Origin of the sequence: Demequina soli (assembly GCF_000971195.1) — a bacterium.
GTDB classification, from domain to species: Bacteria; Actinomycetota; Actinomycetes; order Actinomycetales; family Demequinaceae; genus Demequina; species Demequina soli.
The window spans coordinates 458,288-476,569 of sequence record NZ_BBLZ01000001.1; the positions used below are offsets into that span (position 1 = coordinate 458,288).

Below are 18,282 nucleotides of genomic sequence, written 5' to 3' on the forward strand. Positions count from 1 at the left end.
CACGAGCCGCACCGGCCACAACTGTCATTGGGAATCGTCCCCGTGGGCCTCGAGGAAGGCGTACAGCTCGCGGTCGTCGATGCCGGGGTAGGTGCCCCGCGGCAGCGGGGAGAAGATGTGCGCGTGCACGCGGGCGCTCGCCCATGCGCGGCCCGACCAGCGGCGCGCGACGTCGGCGTCCGGGCGGCGGCAGCAGCTGAGGTCGGGGCACCGCGAGACCGCGCGGTTCTGCGTCTCGCGCCCGCGGAACCACTTCGACTCGTCGAACGGGACGCCGAGCGTGATGGAGAAGTCCTCCGCCTCCGTGGTGCCGGTCTGCGTGGCCTCGAAGAAGGTGCCCGCGGGCGTGTCGGTGTACTGGAAGTACTCGGTGGTGCGTGTCGAGCGCGCGAACGCGCGCCGGGCGCTCCAGTGGCGGCACACGATCTGCCCCTCGGTCGAGCCGGTGACGTCGACGGGCAGCGGGAGGCCGTCGTTCTCGTAGGCGCGCACCACGGCGCCGTCGCCCCCGGCGCGCAGGAAGTGCGTCCGGATGCCCAGGTGCACGGTCGCGAGGTTGGTGAAGCGCAGCGCGGCGGCCTCGTGGGTGACGCCGAACGCGTCGCGGAAGTCCTCGATCGCGATGTCCCGCTCGCGCTTGGCGCGCTCGAGGAACGCGACCGAGGGCCCCTCGGGCATGAGGCAGGCCGCCGCGTAGTAGCTGGCGTCCTGGCGCTGGCGCAGGAAGTCGGCGTAGTCGCGGGGCTCGCCGTGACCGAGGCGCATGTGCGCCATCGCCTGCAGCGCGAGCGAGCGCAGGCCGTGGCCGCCGGGGATCGAGGCGGGCGGGATGTAGATGCGCCCGTTCTCGAGGTCGAGCACGCAGCGCGCCGAGTGCGGCAGGTCGTCCGCGTGGACGATCTCGAGGCCCAGCCGCTCCGCCATGAGGCTCACCGTGCGGTGCGTGAGCGCGCCGCCCCCGTGGCCGACGGCGGCGACGTCCTCGCTCGCGAGCGCCTCGATCCCGGGCACATGGTTGTCGATCGCCTCCATGCGCAGGCGCTGTCGCGTGTTGGCGCGGCGCGCCTCCTCGGGCGTCGCGATCGCGAGCCGCGCGCGCCGGTCGAGCTCGCGGTGCAGGCCCACGAGCGTGGCGAGCACGTCGTCGGGCATGCCGCGCGTGGGCCGCAGCTCCGGCAGCCCGAGCTCGCGGTAGGCGGCGCCGGCCTGGGCGCGCTCGAGCTCGAGCTCGAGCGCGGCGCGGGGGTTGGGCGGTGTCGCGTCCAGCAGGTCGGCGACGGAGACGCCCAGCCGGTCCGCGAGCGCGGACAGCAGGGTCACGCGCGGCTCGCGCCGGCCGTTCTCGATGAGCGAGAGCTGGCTGGGGGCGACGTCGACGTCGCGGCCCAGCTGCTCGAGGGTGAGGCCCGCCTCGGTGCGGAAGTGGCGCACCCGGCGCCCGAGCGTCGAAAGATCCGGCATGGATTTCACGTTAGCGAAAGAAACGCAGAATTTCGCGGCCGAATCGACCCCAAGACCCCGCAGAGGGCCCCTAGCGTCGAGAACAGGCGGATCCTTCACCTGGCCGCCGGACAACCTGGCAAGGGAGCGATCATGGCGATCATCGAGCAGCCGCTGCGCACGACGCACGCGTCCATCGAGGACGCGCACCCGGATGGGGCCGACCCGAGCATCGTCGCCTGGGTCGAGCGCCTCGCCCTCCACGCGACGCCCGAGGAGGTGGTGTGGTGCGACGGCTCGCAGCCCGAGCGTGCGCGCCTCATCCGCGAGATGGTGGACGCCGGCACGCTCGAGGCGCTCGACCCGGAGGTGCGTCCCGGCAGCTACCTCGCGCGCTCGCACCCCGACGACGTCGCCCGCGTCGAGTCCCGCACCTTCATCTGCTCGGCCCGTGAGGAGGACGCCGGCCCCACGAACAACTGGGTGCCGCCGTCGCAGATGCGGGAGACGATGCACGGCCTGTTCCGCGGCGCGATGCGCGGCCGCACGATGTACGTCGTACCGTTCGCGATGGGCCCCATCGGAGGCCCGCTCACCCGCTACGGCGTGCAGGTGACGGACTCCCCCTACGTGGTGGTGAGCATGGGCACCATGACCCGCATGGGCGCGGACGCGCTCGCCCGCATCGACTCCGACACCGAGTGGGTGCGCTGCGCGCACACCGTCGGCGCGCCGCTCGCGCCAGGCGAGGCCGACGTCCCGTGGCCGTGCAACAGCATCAAGTACATCTCGCACTTCCCGGAGAGCCGCGAGGTGTGGTCGTACGGCTCCGCGTACGGCGGCAACGCGATCCTCGCGAAGAAGGCGTTCGCGCTGCGGATCGCGAGCGCGATCGGTCAGGATGAGGGCTGGCTCGCGGCGCACATGCTGCTGCTCAAGGTGACGAACCCCCGCGGCCGCGCCTTCCACGTCGCCGCCGCGTTCCCGAGCGCGTGCGGCAAGACGAACTTCGCCATGCTGCAGCCCACGCTTCCCGGCTGGACCGTCGAGACGCTCGGCGACGACATCGCCTGGCTGGCACCCGGCCCCGACGGCCGCCTCCGCGCGATCAACCCCGAGGCCGGCTTCTTCGGCGTCGCCCCGGGCACGGGCCGCGGCACCAACCCCGTCGCGATGGACACGCTCGAGCACGACGTCATCTTCACCAACGTCGCCCGCACCGATGACGGCGACGTGTGGTGGGAGGGCATGACGGACGAGGCGCCCGCGCACCTGACCGACTGGCTCGGCCAGGACTGGACCCCCGCATCGTCCACCCCGGCGGCGCACCCGAACTCGCGCTTCACCGTCGCGGCCGCACAGTGCCCGACCATCTCGGACGACTGGGACGACCCGCGGGGCGTCGTCGTCGACGCGATCATCTTCGGCGGCCGCCGCGCGACCAACGTGCCGCTCGTGTCGCAGGCGCGCGACTGGGAGCACGGCATGCTCATGGGCGCGACGCTCGCGTCGGAGCGCACCGCGGCGGCGGAGGGCACGGTCGGCGAGCTGCGCCGCGACCCGTTCGCGATGCTGCCCTTCTGCGGCGTGCACATGGCCGACCACTGGGCGCACTGGCTGCGCGTGGGCGCCAAGGCCGACGCCGCGGGCGGCGCCCCGGCCGTCTTCCAGGTCAACTGGTTCCGCAAGGGCGCCGACGGCCGCTTCCTGTGGCCGGGCTTCGGCGAGAACATCCACGCGCTGGCGTGGATGCTCGAGCGGATCGAGGGCCGCGTCGAGGGCGTCGAGAACCCGTTCGGCCTCGTGCCGGCGGAGGGCGAGATCGACCACGCCGCCGCCGGGGTGGACGATGCGCGCTGGGCCGAGCTGTTCGGCCTGGACAAGGCTGCGCTCACCGCGGAGGCGGACGATGCGCAGGCCTTCCTGGACTCCTACGGCGCCAAGGTGCCGGGCGCCATCCGCGAGGGCCTGGCGCGGATGCGCGCGGACATCGACGCGCTGTAGCCCCGGGGGCTCGACGGTCGGGAGGCCGGGCACGCATGGCGTGCCCGGCCTCGTCGCGTCCCGGCCCGGGAGAGTAGGAGGGAGTCAACGATCCCAGGCCGGAGACGTCTCTACGCGGCCGCCGGGAGCGGCTCGCGCGGGCCGTCGACGGGCTCGTCGACCGCGAGGGGCATCCCGGGCTCGACCTCGTGGGCGACGGCGGGCTCCGCCGGCTCGCCCAGGCGGATGAGCACCACGCCCGCGAGGATGAGCGCCGCGCCGCCGAACTGGATGGGCGCCGGGACCTGCCCGATGAACAGCCACGCGAAGCCGGCGGCGGCGATGACCTCGAACAGGGCGACGAACGAGCCGAGGCGGGCGCCGAGGCGGCGGGTCGCGGCGATGCCCGCGACGTAGGACACCGCACCGGAGATCGCGCCGAGCGCGAGCACCACGAGCCACGCGGGCACGGTGAAGGGCAGGAGGTGGACCTCGTTCGCGGTGAACGTCATCGGCAGGATGCCGGCCACGCCCGCGAGCGCGAGCATCGCGGTCGCGAGCACCAGGCCGCCCCACGCGAGCGCCACGGGCGGCAGCCCGGTGGAGGTGTCGGCGGAGATGACGAAGTAGACCGCGGCGCCGACCATCGCGAGCAGGGCCCAGCCCACGCCGACGAGGTCGATCGACACGGAGCCCCCGAACAGGTCGAGCAGCAGCGCGAGGCCCGCGAGCGCGAGGCCCGCGCCCGCGAGCGTGAGGACGCCGGGCCTGCTGCCCTGGACGATCCACAGGTAGCCGATCACGATCACGGGCGCCATGTACTCGACGAGCAGCGCGACGCCGACGTCGAGCGTGCCGACCGCGAGGAAGTAGAAGAGCTGCGCGCCCGCGACGGCGAAGACGCCGTACGCCACGATGGTGCCCGCGGCGCGGCGCATGAGCGCCCACCGGCCGCGCATCGTCACGATCGCGGGTCCGGCGAGCACGATCGCGGCGATCAGCACGCGCGCGAGGGTCGCGGCGCCCGCCGTCCAGCCGGCGTCGAGCAGACCTCGGGCGAGCGACCCGGACAGGCCGAACGCGGTGGCTGACAGCAGCGCGAAGCCGATGCCGCCGAGGCGCGAGGCGCGCGCCGTGTCATGAGTCAACGAGGTCATGGCTCATGACTCTAGATGCCGAAATGGTAATGTGTCAAAATGACGTTCGCTCATGACACCGCCGAGGCGCTCGAGTCGGGCGTCTTCCTGTCCAACTCCGAGCTCGAGCCCGACACCCTCACCACGCTCGAGGAGCTCGTCGAGTTCTTCGAGCGCTTCGGCTACACCGGCCGCCACCCCGAGCCCGGCGACCTCGAGCCCGTGCGCGCGATCCGCGCCCCCCTGCGCCGCCTGTTCCTGTCGAGCCGGGACGATGCGGTGCCCCAGATCAACGCGATCCTCGCCGAGCAGCGCGCGGTCCCCCGCCTGGTGCGCCACGGCGAGAGCGACTGGCACATCCACGCCACCTCGGACGACCGGCCGCTTCACGAGCGCATCCTCGTGGAGACCGCGATGGCGATGACCGACGTGGTCCGCGAGCAGGAGATGCAGCGCTTCTCGCGGTGCGCGATGGAGGACTGCGAGGGGGTCGTGCTCGACCTCAGCCGCAACCGCTCCCGCAAGTACTGCACCGTGACGTGCACCAACCGCGCGGCCCAGGCGGCGTTCCGTGCGCGCCAGGCGGAGGACTGATCTCCCAGGTCCGCGCCCGTCCCGCATGGGAGCATGAGGGCATGCACACGTATCGCGCGCGCTCGTCCACGGTCTGGGGCTGGATCGCCATCGGCATCGGCGCGCTGGTCGCCGTCCTCCACATCCTCAGCGTCGGGATCACGCACGCGCACGGGGGCATCGGCCTGGGCGGGGCGGTCGCGCTGTTCGGCTGGGCGGCGTTCCTGCGGCCGCACGTCGCGGCCGGCGAGGACGCGGTCGAGATCCACAACGTCACGCAGACCGCATCGGTCGCCTACGCGCGCCTCGAGAGCCTCGATACGCGCTGGAGCCTCGAGGCGGTGGGCGACGACGGCACGAAGGTCGGCGCCTTCGCGGCCCCCGCCCCCGGGGCGAGGGCGGCCCGCCGGCCCGCACGCCCGGAGGAGGCCGAGTCCGCGGCCGCCGGCGTCGCGATGGTCGGGCGCGCGGGCGACCGCATCGGCACGCCGTCGGGCGACGCCGCCGCGATGGTCCGCGCGCGCTTGGACGCGTGGCGCGCCGCCCACCCCGACGCTGCCCCCGCGGCCGGCGATGCCTCGCCCGCGGTCGTGCGACGCCCCGACTGGATCGGTATCGGCGCGATGACGGCCGGTACGGCGCTGGCGATCTGGGGCGGGTTCTTCTAGGAGGCCCGGCCCCGCGTCAGCCGCGGTAGGCGGTGGCCTCGATCTCGATCCGCATCGCGGGGTCGAGCAGCGGGCACTGCTGCATGGTCGCCGCGGGCCGGACATCGCCGAACCACCGGCGCAGCACCGGCCAGCAGTCCTCGAAGTCGGCGGCGTCGGGCAGCAGGTAGCGCACGCGCACCACGTCGGTCATCGCGAAGCCGCCCTCCTCGAGCGCCGCAGCGATGGTGGCGAGGGCCGCGTCGGCCTGCTCGGCGACGTCGTCGCTCGCGGTGGAGGTGGTGCCGGACACGAACGCCCAGTCCCCCTGCACCACGGCGCGCGAGTAGGCGATGCGGTCCTCCCAGGGGCCGCCGGACGAGATCAGCTGTCGGCTCACGACGCGAGACTACCGTCACGCACCAGGGGTAACGTCGTCCCTGGAAGGGCGACGATGCGCGACCCGGCTCAGGCGACCCGCGCGCGATACGCGTGGGTGCGGTAGTGCATGTCGACCGTGCCGCCGTCCGCGAGGCCCGGGGTGCGGGCGACCATCACGTCGAGTGCGGCGTCGATGTCGCGCCGGAGCGCCTCCGAGCCCGTGATGTAGCTGCTGCGCGAGCGCACGAGCGCGCGCAGCGCCTCCCCGGTGACGGCGCGCGTCCACGCGCTCTCCCACGCCTCGAGCGGACCGAGCGGCGCGGCGACGCGCGGCCCGTCGCCGTCGATGAGGCTCTCCGCCGTCGAGTGGCCGATCACCCGGGTGAGGCCCGCCATCCACGGGTCGCGCTCGTCGCGGATGTTCCAGACGAGGCCGAGCACCCCGCCGGGCGCGAGCACCCGCGCGATCTCCGCGCTGGCGGCCTCGACGTCGACCCAGTGCCACGCCTGGCCCAGCACCACGGCGGCGACGCTGCCGTCCTCGAGGGGGATCTCCTCCGCCCGACCGCGCATCGTCGCCGCGCGCGGCACATGCGCCTCAAGGGTGGCGAGCATGACGGGGTCGGGGTCCATCGCGAGGACCTCGTGGCGGGTGCGCAGAACCGACTCGGTGAGCTTGCCCGTGCCGGCACCCAGGTCCAGCACGCGCCCCTCGACGCCGTCGAGCAGCCAGGCCACCGCATCGTCCGGATAGCCGGGACGGCCGCGCGCGTAGTCGTGCGCGGCTCGCCCGAAGCTCGTCGACCGTTCGGCCACGATGCCACCGTACCGGCCGTCCGGGCCCGGGCGTAGCCTGGTCGGGACGACCGGCACGACGGGGAGACGGCGGTGACGGGGCTGGAAGGCACGGGCCTGGGGATGTGGCGGGCGGCCACCACATACGGGCTGCTGCTCCTGTTCGCGTCATGCGTGATGCCCGTCTACGGCGCCGAGCCCGTCTCGGCCGGCGGCGGCTACGTGGTCGCGCGCAGCCTGCTCCAGGTCCACGGCGGCTGGTCGGTCCTCGTGTTCGCGGCCCCGCTGATCGTCACGCTGACGATGCGGGCGCTGCTCACGTCCGGAGCGCCGTGGTCACCCGCCGCGGCGTGGGCGCTGTGGGCGGGGTTCGCGCTCGCATGCGTGCTGTCGCTGCTGACGGTCGGCGTGGCCGCGGCCCCGCTCGCGGCGCTGCTCCTGGTGATCCTGCTGCGGACCGATGCGGCGCGGGACCGGGTGGGCACCGGTCGCCGCGCGATGGCATGAGCCGGCGTCAATACTCGCCCTTGATCACGAAGAACGAGCCCCGGATCTCCCCCGCGAGCTTCGAGCGCTGACGCGCGAACTTGAACTTCGCGGCGAGCTCCTGGGGCACATCCATACCCTCCGAGAGCTTGAAGCCGACCGCGCGCTTGCCGCCGGCCTCGAGCGTGTACATGACGTTGAGCGCGAGGCCCGACTCGTAGAAGACGTACGAGAAGCGGATGCCGCCGGCCTCGAACTCGGTGGCCTCGAGCGGGCGCGACGCGATCACGAGGTCGCGCTCGGCGAGGATGCGGGCCACGCGATCGATCACCTCGGGCGCCTCGTCGGCGGGTACCACCGAGAAGGCGTGGCCGTACTTGTTGGTGATGTACCGGGCCTCGTTCGCGCGGAGCCCGGCGAGCGCCTCGGCGACCGGCGAGGACTCGAGGCCGACGGTGGAGACCTCGGTGAAGTCGACGAGGTACGGCATGGGGCATCCCCTTCGCTGCGGAGCACTGCGGACCGTCCCGACAGTAGCGCGCGGCTCAGGCGGTGCGCACCATCCTGATCGCGGGGATCCCGTGGCCGCTCACGGTGTGCGTCTCGGCGGCGCCGTCCGGGGCGAAGCCGTGCCGCGCGTAGAAGGCGATCGCCCGCGCGTTGTCACGCCATACCCACAGGTACGCGGGCGCGTCGCCGAGCGCGGCCGCGAGCAGCGCAGCGCCGTCGCCGCTGCCATGGCGCGCGGCGACCACGTAGAGGCCCTCGAGCTCGCGCGGTGCCGGCGCCTGCGCGTGACGCCCGGAGCCCGCCGCGGCGAAGCCGACGACCTCACCCTCCGCCCGGGCGACCCATACCTCGGTCACGCCGGCGCCCACGATCTCGCGCCACCGGACGATGCGGGCCTCGAGATCGAGCCCGGCCAGCACCTGGGCGGGCAGCACCGGGTGATAGGTCTCCCGCCACGACTGGAGGTGGACGCGGGCGATGCCCGGCGCATCGTCCACGGTGGCGCGGCGGATCTCGGAGGTCACGCGGGCACCCTACCCGCGAGGCCCGCCGGCGCCGGCCGCTCCGTACGATGCTGCACGTGCCTCCCTCCCCCGCAGCCGCGGCCGCCTGATGCCGCTCCCCTCCCCGCTGCCGCAGCGCCACGGGCTCGACGCGTCGTGGGTGCGCACGCCCGACCACGGACCCGCCGGGCCGCCGCCGTGGACAACGATGCGGGAGTTCCTGGTGGACCGGCTGCCCGCCCACGCCGAGGTCGAGCGGCGCCTCGCCGCGGGCGAGTTCGTCGGCCAGGACGGACGGGCGTGGACCGGCGACGAGGCGTACCGGCCGCACACGTTCGTGTGGTTCCACCGCCCGCTCGCACCCGAGGAGCCGGTGCCGTTCCCCCTCGGGATCCTCGACCGCACGGACAACCTCCTGGTGGTCGACAAGCCCCACTTCATGGCAACCACCCCCCGCGGGGCGCACGTGCGCGAGACGGCGCTCGTCAAGCTCCGGCTCGCGCTCGACCTGCCGGAGCTCGCTCCCGCGCATCGCCTCGACCGGCTCACCGCGGGGGTGCTGGTGCTCACGACACGCCGCGCGTGCCGCGGCGCGTACGCCGGGGTGTTCCAGTCGCGTCAGGTGTCCAAGACGTACGAGGCGCTCGCGCCGTTCGACCCGTCCCTCGCGTTCCCCCTGCGCCTGGTGGGGCGGATCGAGAAGCGTCGCGGGAGCCTTCAGGCGTCGCTGGTGCCCGGGGACCCCAACGCGGAGACGCTGGTCGAGCTGGTGGAGGTGCGCGGGGTCCACGCGCTCTACCGGCTCACGCCGATCACGGGGAAGACGCACCAGCTGCGGCTGCAGATGGCGGACGCGGGCCTGCCGCTCGTGGGGGACCCGCTCTACCCCCACGTCCTCGCGGACGGCCCGGACGACCTCGCCTCGCCGCTGCGGCTCGTCGCGCGGCGCCTGCGGTTCACGGACCCGGTCGACGGGGTCGAGCGGGATTACGTCAGCGGCCGCGCGCTCGCGTGGCCCACGCCGACCCGCGCGGATGCGCACCGCGCGGGAGCCTGAAGCCCCACGCGGTCCGGAGCCGTGCGGCCGGGGCCCGAGCACGTAGGTTGCTGTGCATGGGGGAGCCGCGCGATGCCCTCGACCGGCCGCGCGTCACGGCCGACGCCGCGCTGGCGCTCGACAGCCAGGGGCGCGCGTCCCTCAGGCGCCGGACCGGTCGCCGATCGCGTACGAGAGCACGAACCCGAGCGCGATCACCGCGGCCACCGCGATGGTCACCAACCGTCGAGTCCCGTCGTGAGCGCATCGGGACTCGCGGTGCGACGTCGAACGAGCGCGCCACTCGTCATGCTGGAGGGGGCCACCCGGCGCGGCCCGTCGCGCTACGTCGGCACCGGCAGATCGCGCGTCACGGATGCCATCGCGCACGCCGTAGCGGATCACCCAGTAGAGAACGTACATCGAGATCGCCCACAGGCCACCGTGTACGGTGAAGCAAGGCGCCAGGGTGACATCGCTCGACATGGGGGTAGCGGATGTCTGTTCGAACCGATCAGTCGCCCGAAGCACCGCCGACAGCCGTGAGGTTCGAGCGACCGATGGGCGTCGGCATCGGTGTCACCGGGGCGATCACGATGGTCGCGCTGTCGATGCTCACACCCAGCGTGGTCCCCGTTCTCGTGATGCCCCTTGTCGCAGCCGCGCTCATCGTGGGAGCCGTGGCGATGGCAGCGTGGAACCCCACGATCGCGCTGACCGCCGCGGTCAGCGTCGCGATCGCCAACATCCTCGCCTTCGTCGCCCAGGCCGCGATCGGGCTCTCCGGAGCGCTCATCGACGACGGGACGCTCTCGAATGCCGCCACCACGTGGCTCGGCGTGCTGATCACCCTGGGCACATCGTGGCTCGTCACGAACCTCGCGGCAGCCTTCCTCGGCGGATGGCTGCTTGCGCGAATCCTTGCGCGCCGCGGATCTCGTGCCGCCGAGACGGCTTAGGGCGACCCTGAGCAGGTCTCGCGGAAGGCGTCGCGGGACGCGCGCATCCAGGTGGCGTGAGGCGACGGCCGAGGCTCAGCAGACGCGGCAGGCGCCCTCTCGGCAGCTCCGGCCGGGCCGGAGCTGCACGTTGAACCTGAACTCCACCGCATTCCGCAGCCGACCAACCTCACCGCAGACTTCAGACCTCTGACGCCGAGCCACCCTCCACGTGCCGGCGTCGCCTCAGCCAGCGGTGGCAGATGGTTCTCCACCACATCTCGGATAACGTCGAGGTCGACGCCGAAGTACTGGTGGACGAGGATGTTCCGGAAGCCGCGGATCTGGGGCCAGGCGATCTCGGGGTGTGCATCGACCACTTCCGGGGTCAGGTGGTTCGCCGCCTCGCCGATGATCTGGAGGTTGCGCTCGATCGCATCCTCCGCCGTCCCCACGACGTCGACAGCTCCCGCGTCGAGGAGGGCGACGTAACGACGACACCGGTCGATCGAATCGAGGATGTCCACGATCCGTCGCTCGACGCCTCGCGTCACAGGACGACCGAATCCTCGACGGCCGACTTAGAGATCGGCCGCTTGAGCAGCTGCTCCGGGAACACATCGATGTCGTCACGGCCGAACAGCGCCCGGACCTCCTCGAGGAGACCGGAGGCACGCATGAAGACGTTGCCGTCGGCGGGGTCCATGTCCACGAGGATGTCGATGTCGCTGCCCGCGTGCGCCGTTCCACGCGCGACGGAGCCGAACAATCTTGGACGAGTCGCCCCGTAGCGCGCCAGCAGCGCGTCGAACTCCTCGCGACGCGCGTCGATGAGCCCGCGCAGCGCGAGCGTCTCGGGCGTCACGTCGACCTCGGACATAGGCCCAGGATAACGAGGCCCACCGAGACAGGCGAGGACGCTGCTCCTGGCCGCCAGAGGTTGAACGGGAACTAGACGTTGAACCTGAACTCGACCGCGTTCCGTAGCCGAACAACCACTGAGGTCCTGCACGCAGCTGATCGGCTGCGCGTAGGTTGCTGTGCGTGGCAGAGACCGGCGACATCCTCGAGGAGCTCCATGCGACGGCGTCCAAGGCGCTGGCCAGCGGCGGCCGCGATGGCGCGTCCGCGCCAGAACTGGTCGAACGGCTAGAAGCCCTCGTGTCGGCAGCCTCGGAGGCCGGCCATAGCATCGAAGAGATCGCCGTGGCCGCTCACCTGAGCTACCACCACGTTTGCGCGCTCGCGGGTGTCGCGCCACCTGAGCCAGATCGGACGTCCGACGGACGTCAGACGTGGCGACTCGACCTCGGCTGAGCGCCCCCCTGCTCGCGGTGACGCGCTGACATATGAGTGCCTGCATACCGCTATGTGCGGGCACTCATGTGTCAGCGAAGCGCCAGGCTCCGCCTAGACGTTGAACCTGAACTCGACCGCGTTCCGTAGCCGAACAATGTCAGTCCGACGGCGCGATCACGTCAAGGCCCACGGCTCGGGCCGCGTCGCCGAGCCTATGGTCGTAGGTGAGAATTGCAGTGGCATTCAGCCTCATCGCCGCCTCGAGATGCAGCGCGTCGATCGTCCGGAGGTACGGCATCGGGAGGAAGCCAGCGCCGCGATACACGGCACGGTCGAGAGCAGCAAGCGCAACACCATCGAGGACGCGCGTCACGTCGGCCTGGTCAAGCCCCTCGCGAACCGCCACGCGACGCAGCTCGGTCTCGAGAAGGTCACTGGAGACGAGCGCCGAGGGAGTGCCGTCGAGCCAGTCCAATAGCGCCTCGCTCTCGGCCTGCTCTATGAGCAACGCGCCGAGCGCCGAGGTGTCGACGTAGACGACCGTGCGGGCAGTCACAGTCGGTCGCCACGGAGGTCGTCGAGGGTCGCTGCAAGGCCCCGCCGCGAGGCCTTGCGTCGGATGCCCAGCGCCGCCCAGCCGCCCTCGCGCCGAGCCGGACGAGTGATCGGCAGCGGCGGAACCAGCACATCGAGCGGCACAAGACGCCCCACCGGCACGCCACCATTGGTCAGCACGAACGAATGGCCCTCGCTCACCGCCCGGAGCACACGACCAGACTCGTTGCGCAGCTCACGCTGCGACAGACTCTCGATGGCACTCTCGGACGTCTCCACACTTCACCGTAGCACGCGTGCTACACGAGCGACCAGGGGCCACCGCCGACCACGTCAACTCCGGACGCTCAAGCCATGGGCTGAGCGTCAGCTACACATTGAACCTGAACTCGACCACGTTCCGTAGCCGAACAACGTGTGGGGGTCATCGATGAGCGACGCACGCCCCACCGTGGCCGCTCAGCGCCCGGCCTCTACCGCGGACGTCTGCTGCTCGTGGACCTCACTGACGGACTGCGACGGACTTGGCCGCCCGCTCGCCAGCCACCATGCCACGACCACGACGACGAGAGCGGAGAGTCCGACGAGCAACGCCGAGGCTTGTGCACCCAAGTGTGCGATCAGCGCGCCGGCCGCCGCGGTGACCGCCGCTGAGCCGATGTTGTAGCTCGTGTTCACCCACGTGGTCGCGCTGTTCTGGCGATCGGGTGGCGCGATGCGAGGAGCGAGGAGGTACGCCACCACCATCGCCGGCGAGAGGAGCATGCCCGCGACGGACGCTGGGCTCCCGGCGAACGCGAGGCAGGCGGTAGCGCCTGCAAGGCCCACCGCAAGGACACCCAGGTGCGCTGGCGGTCCCCCCTTCACTCGCATCGTGCCGTAGGCGAGCCCGCCGAGCGCGCTTCCTACAGCGAACACCGCAAGCACGAGTCCCGCGACGGCAGGTCCGCTGAGCGCGGTGGCGGCGGGCACGTAGATGGTGACGAACCCCGCCAGACCGCCGGCGACCAGGGGGAACACGAGCAGAGGGACGAATCCACGCGCGCGCAAGGGAGAACGGCCGCGACCCGCTTCCCGGCTCTGCTCCGACCCCATGGGGGCCACAGCACCGGACCGCGCGAAGACCACGCCTCCGATCACGATCAGGGCTGCCGGAACCAGCAGCACAGCGCCTGGCTCAAGCTTCCACAGGAGCGCGCCGGCGATGGCGGGACTCGCGAGATAGAACACCTCCTCGACCGTGGCGTCCAGGCTCAGCGCAGTCTTGAGATCTTCGTGTTCCGGCACGAGCGTGGCCCAGGCGACACGCATGGTCGGGCCAAGCGGTGGTGCGACAGCGCCCGCGAGGCCGGCCAGCACCACGACACCCGCCGCGGGAGCACCCAGGAGGGATGCAAGCGCGAGGCAGGCCAGCACGGACCCGAACAGCGCCGACATGGCGGTCAGCATCGGCCTCGGCCCAAAACGATCGATCAAGGCAGCGCGCCCCGGCGCGAGCATCCCTGCGCCCGCGCCGTACAGACCGAGCGCAGCGCCGGCCACCGCGATCGATCCCGCGGCGGCATGGGTCACATAGAAGAGGGGTAGATACACGAACGTGTACGCGATACGCCCGATCGAGGATGTTGCGAAGGCGCGAACAGCCTGGGGGTACGCGAGCACGCGTCGATATGCGTGGACATCGAACGAAGACAAGAGAGGTTCCTAGCGGTTGCGGTCGGCCACTTGGGCATGACTGAGACGCCCGCCACCGTCACGCGGCGGCGGGCCGACCACTCCTAGGGCAACCGAATAGGCACGTGCGAAAGAGCACAGCCCGAACTGCGCCCGCAAGCCGCAGCGGCGATGCGGCGACGACGCACCGCGTGGCAGGCGCGCGCTCGCCGCTGGCGGGATGTCCGTCGACGCGGGAGCTCAAGGCGTGTCGCGCGCATCGAGGACCCGCGGACGCGTGCGCGACCGAGGTGCCTTAGCCAGCGACGATGCTCAGACGTTGAACCTGAACTCGACCGCGTTACGTAGCCGAGCAACCTCAAGGTCTCGACGCCGGGAAGCCGACGGCACCGCGCACCGATCCCTGTCATGCCTCATCGTGCCGACCACCTCGAGCGGCGGCTCGCTTCCGCCCGCATGCGCCCGCGCGCGAAGCATCGGTGACGTTGCGACACGCCGCCTGCCCGGGGCCTTCCTCGGGTCGGCACGGGTCGCTGCCATCATGGGCCGATGGCGCTGATGACCAGTTACTTCATTGCACCGTCAGCGACCGCGGCGGCGGCAGTGATCGATCACGACGGCGGACCGTCAGCGCTGGGCGCACGTGCAGTGAAACCGCGGCGCGGGTTCCTTCGCCGCAAGCCCGCACCCGCGCTGCCGGACTCGCACGCGCAACCGTTCCCCACCGTCGACGGTCGGGGCGTCGAGCCTGTCGTGCAGATGGCGGAAGTCGAGGCCCTGCTCACCGGACGCGCCTCCGACGACCTGATCGCCGAAGACTCCATCGGGCAGGTCATCGCCGACCGTGGCAACGGCGAGCGGCTCGTCGTGAAGCTGACAGATGCGCTGTCGGGCGCGCTTGCGAATGCGACCGACGACGACCTCAGGGAGATCGCGCGGCCCTGGGCGGCCACTGAGGAGTTCTGGGGCGAAGGTGACCCAGACGACCTTGCCGCGCTCCTGCAGAGCTTGGCGGGCCTTGCCCGCCGGGCCCGCGAGAACGGGGATTCCCTCTACTGCTGGTTGTCGCTGTAGCGGAACTCACACGTGGCGCGTGCGGCACGATGCTCCCGCAAGCCCGTGTTCATCGCTTCCCCGAGCCCGACGTGTCCTTCTCACCCCGCCGCCGCGGACGCTCCTGTCCGACCGCCTCGCTGGGAGCAGGCGCTGAAGGCAGCCCGCTCGCCTCGAGTCAGAACCGGAACTACACGTTGAACCTGAGCTCGACCGCGTTCCGTAGCCGAACAACCTCAGCCGCGAATCACCGCGCATCGGCGACGTACACACCATGATCGGCTATCAACGCCGCCAGACATATGGCGTGGTGGTGGAGACGCGTACGAGTCCCGATCGCTCAAGGATGGGTCGGGAGTACTCGGTGGAGTCGGAGTGGATCAGTGTCTTCCCCGAGGCGAGGGCCGATCGTGCCCGTGCGGCCGTCAGCGCGCGGTAGATCCCCTTGCCCCGCCATTCCTCGACAGTCGCGCCTCCCCAGATACCGGCGAATTGTGTTCCGACAACAGGTTCGAGCCGTCCGGCGCTCACGACCTTGCCATCGAGCTCCGCGATCCAGAGTTCCATGCCATCGTCCCTGGCAAGGCGCTCAAGGATCGCATCCGCGTACGACTCGCTCACCTCGTCGCCAAACACGCGATCCTGCATCGCGCACATCTCGCGGACATCGGCCTCCGCCGTGACCGTCCGGAGCACCACGCCCGTCGGCACGTCCACATCGGCGACGAGCCGCTGGGTCTCCCCAATCATGATCGACTCGGGCTCTTGGGGAACGAAGCCGTGCGCAATCAACGTGTCGTGAAGCCCGGGCGCGCGGTCGTGGCCGCGGGCCTTCCACTCGACGCTCCGAATCGACGGATCGGACTCGTAGAACGTACGTGCTGCGGCGACCAGGCGCACGATGCGCCGCTCGTCCGCGCCGCCCAGGTCGCGATAGGTGACGAAGCCTCGCCCGCCGGCGAACTCGACCAAGCGCAACGGACCAAGCAAGGTCACCGCGACGGCGCTCGGAGTCTCTGCCGCTGAGCGGAGCTGTTGGTCGTACGCATTCAGCAACGCTGTCGTGTTCATCGACGCCACCATAGCCTCTTGCTCAGACGTTAAATCTGAACTCCACGGCGCTCCGTAGCGGAGCAACCTCTCGGCAAGCGGAACCCCCAGCCCTCCCGCTAGCGTGACGTGCGCACTACGACAGGTCCAAGCCGACCCGTGGTGCCGCAGGCTTGACCCTGAGCCCGGGTCCCCCGCCCACCGTGCGGAGTTGCCGGCGACCGGCGAGCCGAGGACGGCGTTGAACGGTCCAGCGTCCCGCAACGAGATCCACGAGCCAGTTGCGACCCTCGTCCGTGTCGAGCCAGTCCCCTCTGAAATCGGCTAGCTCCGAGGAGCGCCATCCGCGCCCGCGAACCTCTACCCATATGAGCAACGCATCCTCGACAAAGAGGAAGACTTCGACATCCGTGCCAACCGCGCGGAAATGCAACGCAGGCATGGTCCGCGCGCCAGTGGCCGGCATCTCGCGAGCATCGATCACGACCTCCACCCCGAAGGCCGCCATCGCACGCTCAAGGCGGCACCGAAGCCCGGCGATCACATCGGCATCTCGGGAATTCATAGGCGGATCGTACTTGCGGACACGAAGCGCGCGACGCGCTCAGGCCGCGCCGACGCGCCGCGGCCTCACCCGCGCGCCGCAACGGCGTTCCACGCGGGCCACGATCACGGCATCGCCTCGTCGAATTCCGCGAGTGAGGAGCCGCTCACACCCCAGAGGTTGAACCGGTACTACACATTGAACCTGAACTCGACCACGTTCCGTAGCCGAGCAACGTCTGAGCGCGAGCGGCTCAGACGACCTGGAGTGGCGCGATCGCCGCCAATTGTTCGCGTAGGGCACGGCGCTCAAGCCGCAGCTCGTAGTGCGACTGCAGGTTCATCCAGAACTCCGCCGTGGTGCCGAAGTATGCGCTCAGGCGTACCGCCGTGTCGGCAGTGATCCCGCGCTTGCCGTGGACGATCTCATTGATGCGTCGCGGCGGCACACCGATGGCGATCGCGAGCTTGTTCTGCGTGATCCCGAATCCCTCGATGAAGTCCTCCATGAGGACCTCGCCCGGATGGATCGGCTGAATCAGGCCGTCGTCAGTGGTAGTCGACGAGCTCGACATCATCCGCACCTCCGTCCTTCCATCGAAAGCAGATTCTCCATTGGTCATTGACACGGATGGAGTGCTGACCCGCGCGATCGCCCTTGAGAAGTTCAAGACGGTTCCCTGGCGGGATCCGAAGGTCGTCGACCTCGGCTGCAGCATGGAGCGCCTCGAGCTTCCGGAGCGCGGAACGCTGGATCCGACGATCGATGCCCTTCACGAACCGCTCGGCCCAGATCCGCTCAGCCTTCTTGTCACTGAAGGATCTGATCACACGAGCATCGTATAACGGAGAGCGTTATTACCGCTAGACGTTAAACCTGAACTCGACCACATTCCGTCGCCGAACAACCTTTGGGTGTCCACGCCTAGGGAACTCGCTGACCTACAGTCCGTCCGCGTCCACGACCCGTTCGCAAAGCTCGCGGACGATCTCGACTGCCTGCACGCGCACAGGCAAGTCTCCGATGGCCTGCAGGTAGTCGTGGGCCTCGGCGTCGAGCGTCGAAACCGCTCCGATTTGGTTCAGTGTGACGTTGCCCTCGGCAAGTGCAACCACTAAACGCAGCGCCCCGGCGAGTCTTGGGTCCTCGTTCGGAAGGACCTGAACGACCTCGCCCAGTTCCTCGGATGTCAGACCAGCAGCAGCCGCAGCCATGGCTGCGACAAGTGCCGCTCGAACCTGCACCGGGGCTCGCAGCGTTGCGCGGGCCAGCAATGAAGCATGCGCCTCCGTAGCCCTGCGCGACTCCTCTGCCAGGTCCCGAGCAGAGACAGGCTTGGCCCCGTCAGCGAGCCACTTCGCCTGGCGCATCGTGCGCGGCGAGTCGGGAAGAACAAACGAGTTCGCACCCGTGATCGAAGCGAGCAACAGTCCCGCTTGCGAACGCGCCGCCGGAGGACAGCACTCGTCGCACGCCATGTCAACCAAGTAGGGCACTACGACAGGGCTCACCTCATAGACCGTGCCCTGATGCCAGACCGTTCCCCACAGTTCGAACCATGCGTCACTATCGCCGCCCCTGGCTGAGAGCAACAGCTGAGGAACTTCCGTCGCGGGCCCGTATGCGCCCTGGATATCGCCCCAGTTCAAGGCTTCGAGCCTCCCGATCTCCATCGGCAC

The 18,282-nt window shown here is 70.8% G+C and carries 25 protein-coding genes; 8 read left to right on the forward strand and 17 right to left on the reverse strand.

Annotation, left to right across the window (positions count from 1 at the left end; all coding sequences use genetic code 11):
- Positions 1-24: 24 nt before the first annotated feature.
- Positions 25-1,461, reverse strand: coding sequence for a helix-turn-helix domain-containing protein (locus AOM04_RS02155; RefSeq protein ID WP_062461557.1), 1,437 nt, complete (start codon positions 1,459-1,461; stop codon positions 25-27).
- A gap of 132 nt (positions 1,462-1,593) precedes the next feature.
- Between AOM04_RS02155 and AOM04_RS02160 the strand changes: the two genes are divergently transcribed.
- Positions 1,594-3,444, forward strand: coding sequence for a phosphoenolpyruvate carboxykinase (GTP) (locus tag AOM04_RS02160; RefSeq protein ID WP_062461560.1), 1,851 nt, complete (start codon positions 1,594-1,596; stop codon positions 3,442-3,444).
- 110 nt (positions 3,445-3,554) lie between these two features.
- On the opposite strand, the gene AOM04_RS02165 is transcribed toward AOM04_RS02160, so the two are convergent.
- Complete coding sequence (locus AOM04_RS02165) at positions 3,555-4,580, reverse strand: EamA family transporter (RefSeq protein ID WP_062461563.1); 1,026 nt, start codon at positions 4,578-4,580, stop codon at positions 3,555-3,557.
- A gap of 39 nt (positions 4,581-4,619) precedes the next feature.
- On the opposite strand from AOM04_RS02165, the gene AOM04_RS02170 reads away from it, so the two are divergent.
- Complete coding sequence (locus AOM04_RS02170) at positions 4,620-5,153, forward strand: CGNR zinc finger domain-containing protein (RefSeq protein ID WP_062461567.1); 534 nt, start codon at positions 4,620-4,622, stop codon at positions 5,151-5,153.
- A gap of 41 nt (positions 5,154-5,194) precedes the next feature.
- Entirely contained in the window at positions 5,195-5,800 is a 606-nt protein-coding gene (locus tag AOM04_RS02175) for a hypothetical protein (RefSeq protein ID WP_062461570.1), read from the forward strand.
- A 16-nt stretch (positions 5,801-5,816) separates the two neighbouring features.
- Here the strand turns inward: AOM04_RS02175 and AOM04_RS02180 are convergent, their stop codons facing one another.
- Positions 5,817-6,179, reverse strand: a complete 363-nt coding sequence (locus AOM04_RS02180) for a RidA family protein (RefSeq protein ID WP_062461580.1) — start codon at positions 6,177-6,179, stop codon at positions 5,817-5,819.
- A gap of 68 nt (positions 6,180-6,247) precedes the next feature.
- Positions 6,248-6,976 carry a class I SAM-dependent methyltransferase gene (locus tag AOM04_RS02185; protein ID WP_062461583.1) on the reverse strand — a complete coding sequence of 243 codons (729 nt, stop codon included), beginning with the start codon at positions 6,974-6,976 and terminating at the stop codon, positions 6,248-6,250.
- Positions 6,977-7,048: 72 nt separating this feature from the next.
- Between AOM04_RS02185 and AOM04_RS02190 the strand changes: the two genes are divergently transcribed.
- Positions 7,049-7,462 carry a hypothetical protein gene (locus tag AOM04_RS02190; protein WP_156160563.1) on the forward strand — a complete coding sequence of 138 codons (414 nt, stop codon included), beginning with the start codon at positions 7,049-7,051 and terminating at the stop codon, positions 7,460-7,462.
- Positions 7,463-7,469: 7 nt separating this feature from the next.
- Here AOM04_RS02190 and AOM04_RS02195 read toward each other — a convergent pair whose 3' ends face one another.
- Both AOM04_RS02195 and AOM04_RS02200 read right to left on the reverse strand, forming a co-directional pair.
- The gene (locus tag AOM04_RS02195; RefSeq protein WP_062461589.1) at positions 7,470-7,931 is read right to left on the reverse strand and encodes a DUF8821 family protein; all 462 of its coding nucleotides are present in this window, start codon (positions 7,929-7,931) and stop codon (positions 7,470-7,472) included.
- Positions 7,932-7,986: 55 nt separating this feature from the next.
- On the reverse strand, positions 7,987-8,475 hold the full coding sequence (locus AOM04_RS02200) for a GNAT family N-acetyltransferase (protein WP_062461591.1): 489 nt from the start codon (positions 8,473-8,475) through the stop codon (positions 7,987-7,989).
- Positions 8,476-8,563: 88 nt separating this feature from the next.
- Between AOM04_RS02200 and AOM04_RS02205 the strand changes: the two genes are divergently transcribed.
- On the forward strand, positions 8,564-9,511 hold the full coding sequence (locus AOM04_RS02205) for a pseudouridine synthase (protein WP_062461594.1): 948 nt from the start codon (positions 8,564-8,566) through the stop codon (positions 9,509-9,511).
- Between the two features lie 141 nt (positions 9,512-9,652).
- On the opposite strand, the gene AOM04_RS14410 is transcribed toward AOM04_RS02205, so the two are convergent.
- On the reverse strand, positions 9,653-9,976 hold the full coding sequence (locus tag AOM04_RS14410; protein ID WP_156160564.1) for a hypothetical protein: 324 nt from the start codon (positions 9,974-9,976) through the stop codon (positions 9,653-9,655).
- 56 nt (positions 9,977-10,032) lie between these two features.
- Here AOM04_RS14410 and AOM04_RS02210 point away from each other — a divergent pair, with 56 nt between their 5' ends.
- Positions 10,033-10,449 carry a hypothetical protein gene (locus AOM04_RS02210; RefSeq protein WP_156160565.1) on the forward strand — a complete coding sequence of 139 codons (417 nt, stop codon included), beginning with the start codon at positions 10,033-10,035 and terminating at the stop codon, positions 10,447-10,449.
- On the opposite strand, the gene AOM04_RS14180 is transcribed toward AOM04_RS02210, so the two are convergent.
- Both AOM04_RS14180 and AOM04_RS02220 read right to left on the reverse strand, forming a co-directional pair.
- Positions 10,446-10,955: a HepT-like ribonuclease domain-containing protein gene (locus AOM04_RS14180; RefSeq protein WP_228373588.1), complete on the reverse strand. Its 510-nt coding sequence runs from the start codon at positions 10,953-10,955 to the stop codon at positions 10,446-10,448. The genes AOM04_RS02210 and AOM04_RS14180 overlap by 4 nt on opposite strands.
- A gap of 23 nt (positions 10,956-10,978) precedes the next feature.
- Complete coding sequence (locus AOM04_RS02220) at positions 10,979-11,308, reverse strand: nucleotidyltransferase family protein (protein WP_062461600.1); 330 nt, start codon at positions 11,306-11,308, stop codon at positions 10,979-10,981.
- Positions 11,309-11,472: 164 nt separating this feature from the next.
- Here AOM04_RS02220 and AOM04_RS02225 point away from each other — a divergent pair, with 164 nt between their 5' ends.
- Positions 11,473-11,745 (forward strand): hypothetical protein, encoded by a 273-nt coding sequence (locus AOM04_RS02225; RefSeq protein ID WP_062461603.1) that lies wholly within the window; start codon positions 11,473-11,475, stop codon positions 11,743-11,745.
- A gap of 139 nt (positions 11,746-11,884) precedes the next feature.
- Here the strand turns inward: AOM04_RS02225 and AOM04_RS02230 are convergent, their stop codons facing one another.
- The 3 genes from AOM04_RS02230 to AOM04_RS02240 all read right to left on the reverse strand — a co-directional run bounded on the left by AOM04_RS02230 (position 11,885) and on the right by AOM04_RS02240 (position 13,977).
- The gene (locus tag AOM04_RS02230; RefSeq protein ID WP_062461606.1) at positions 11,885-12,283 is read right to left on the reverse strand and encodes a type II toxin-antitoxin system VapC family toxin; all 399 of its coding nucleotides are present in this window, start codon (positions 12,281-12,283) and stop codon (positions 11,885-11,887) included.
- The gene (locus AOM04_RS02235; protein WP_062461609.1) at positions 12,280-12,561 is read right to left on the reverse strand and encodes a type II toxin-antitoxin system Phd/YefM family antitoxin; all 282 of its coding nucleotides are present in this window, start codon (positions 12,559-12,561) and stop codon (positions 12,280-12,282) included. The genes AOM04_RS02230 and AOM04_RS02235 overlap by 4 nt, the downstream gene beginning before the upstream one ends.
- A gap of 180 nt (positions 12,562-12,741) precedes the next feature.
- Complete coding sequence (locus AOM04_RS02240) at positions 12,742-13,977, reverse strand: MFS transporter (protein ID WP_062461612.1); 1,236 nt, start codon at positions 13,975-13,977, stop codon at positions 12,742-12,744.
- Between the two features lie 528 nt (positions 13,978-14,505).
- Here AOM04_RS02240 and AOM04_RS02245 point away from each other — a divergent pair.
- Positions 14,506-15,030, forward strand: coding sequence for a hypothetical protein (locus AOM04_RS02245; RefSeq protein ID WP_062461615.1), 525 nt, complete (start codon positions 14,506-14,508; stop codon positions 15,028-15,030).
- Positions 15,031-15,294: 264 nt separating this feature from the next.
- Here AOM04_RS02245 and AOM04_RS02250 read toward each other — a convergent pair whose 3' ends face one another.
- From AOM04_RS02250 to AOM04_RS02270, 5 genes are all read right to left on the reverse strand, one after another.
- Positions 15,295-16,080: a GNAT family N-acetyltransferase gene (locus tag AOM04_RS02250; RefSeq protein ID WP_156160566.1), complete on the reverse strand. Its 786-nt coding sequence runs from the start codon at positions 16,078-16,080 to the stop codon at positions 15,295-15,297.
- A gap of 115 nt (positions 16,081-16,195) precedes the next feature.
- A complete protein-coding gene (locus AOM04_RS02255; RefSeq protein ID WP_062461621.1) occupies positions 16,196-16,624 on the reverse strand; it encodes a hypothetical protein in 429 nt (142 codons plus the stop codon).
- 232 nt (positions 16,625-16,856) lie between these two features.
- Positions 16,857-17,177 carry a HigA family addiction module antitoxin gene (locus tag AOM04_RS02260; RefSeq protein WP_062462333.1) on the reverse strand — a complete coding sequence of 107 codons (321 nt, stop codon included), beginning with the start codon at positions 17,175-17,177 and terminating at the stop codon, positions 16,857-16,859.
- Entirely contained in the window at positions 17,152-17,433 is a 282-nt protein-coding gene (locus AOM04_RS14185; RefSeq protein ID WP_082104293.1) for a type II toxin-antitoxin system RelE/ParE family toxin, read from the reverse strand. Before AOM04_RS14185 ends, AOM04_RS02260 begins: the two co-directional genes overlap by 26 nt.
- Positions 17,434-17,544: 111 nt before the next feature.
- Positions 17,545-18,276, reverse strand: a complete 732-nt coding sequence (locus AOM04_RS02270; protein ID WP_062461625.1) for a hypothetical protein — start codon at positions 18,274-18,276, stop codon at positions 17,545-17,547.
- Positions 18,277-18,282: the final 6 nt, after the last annotated feature.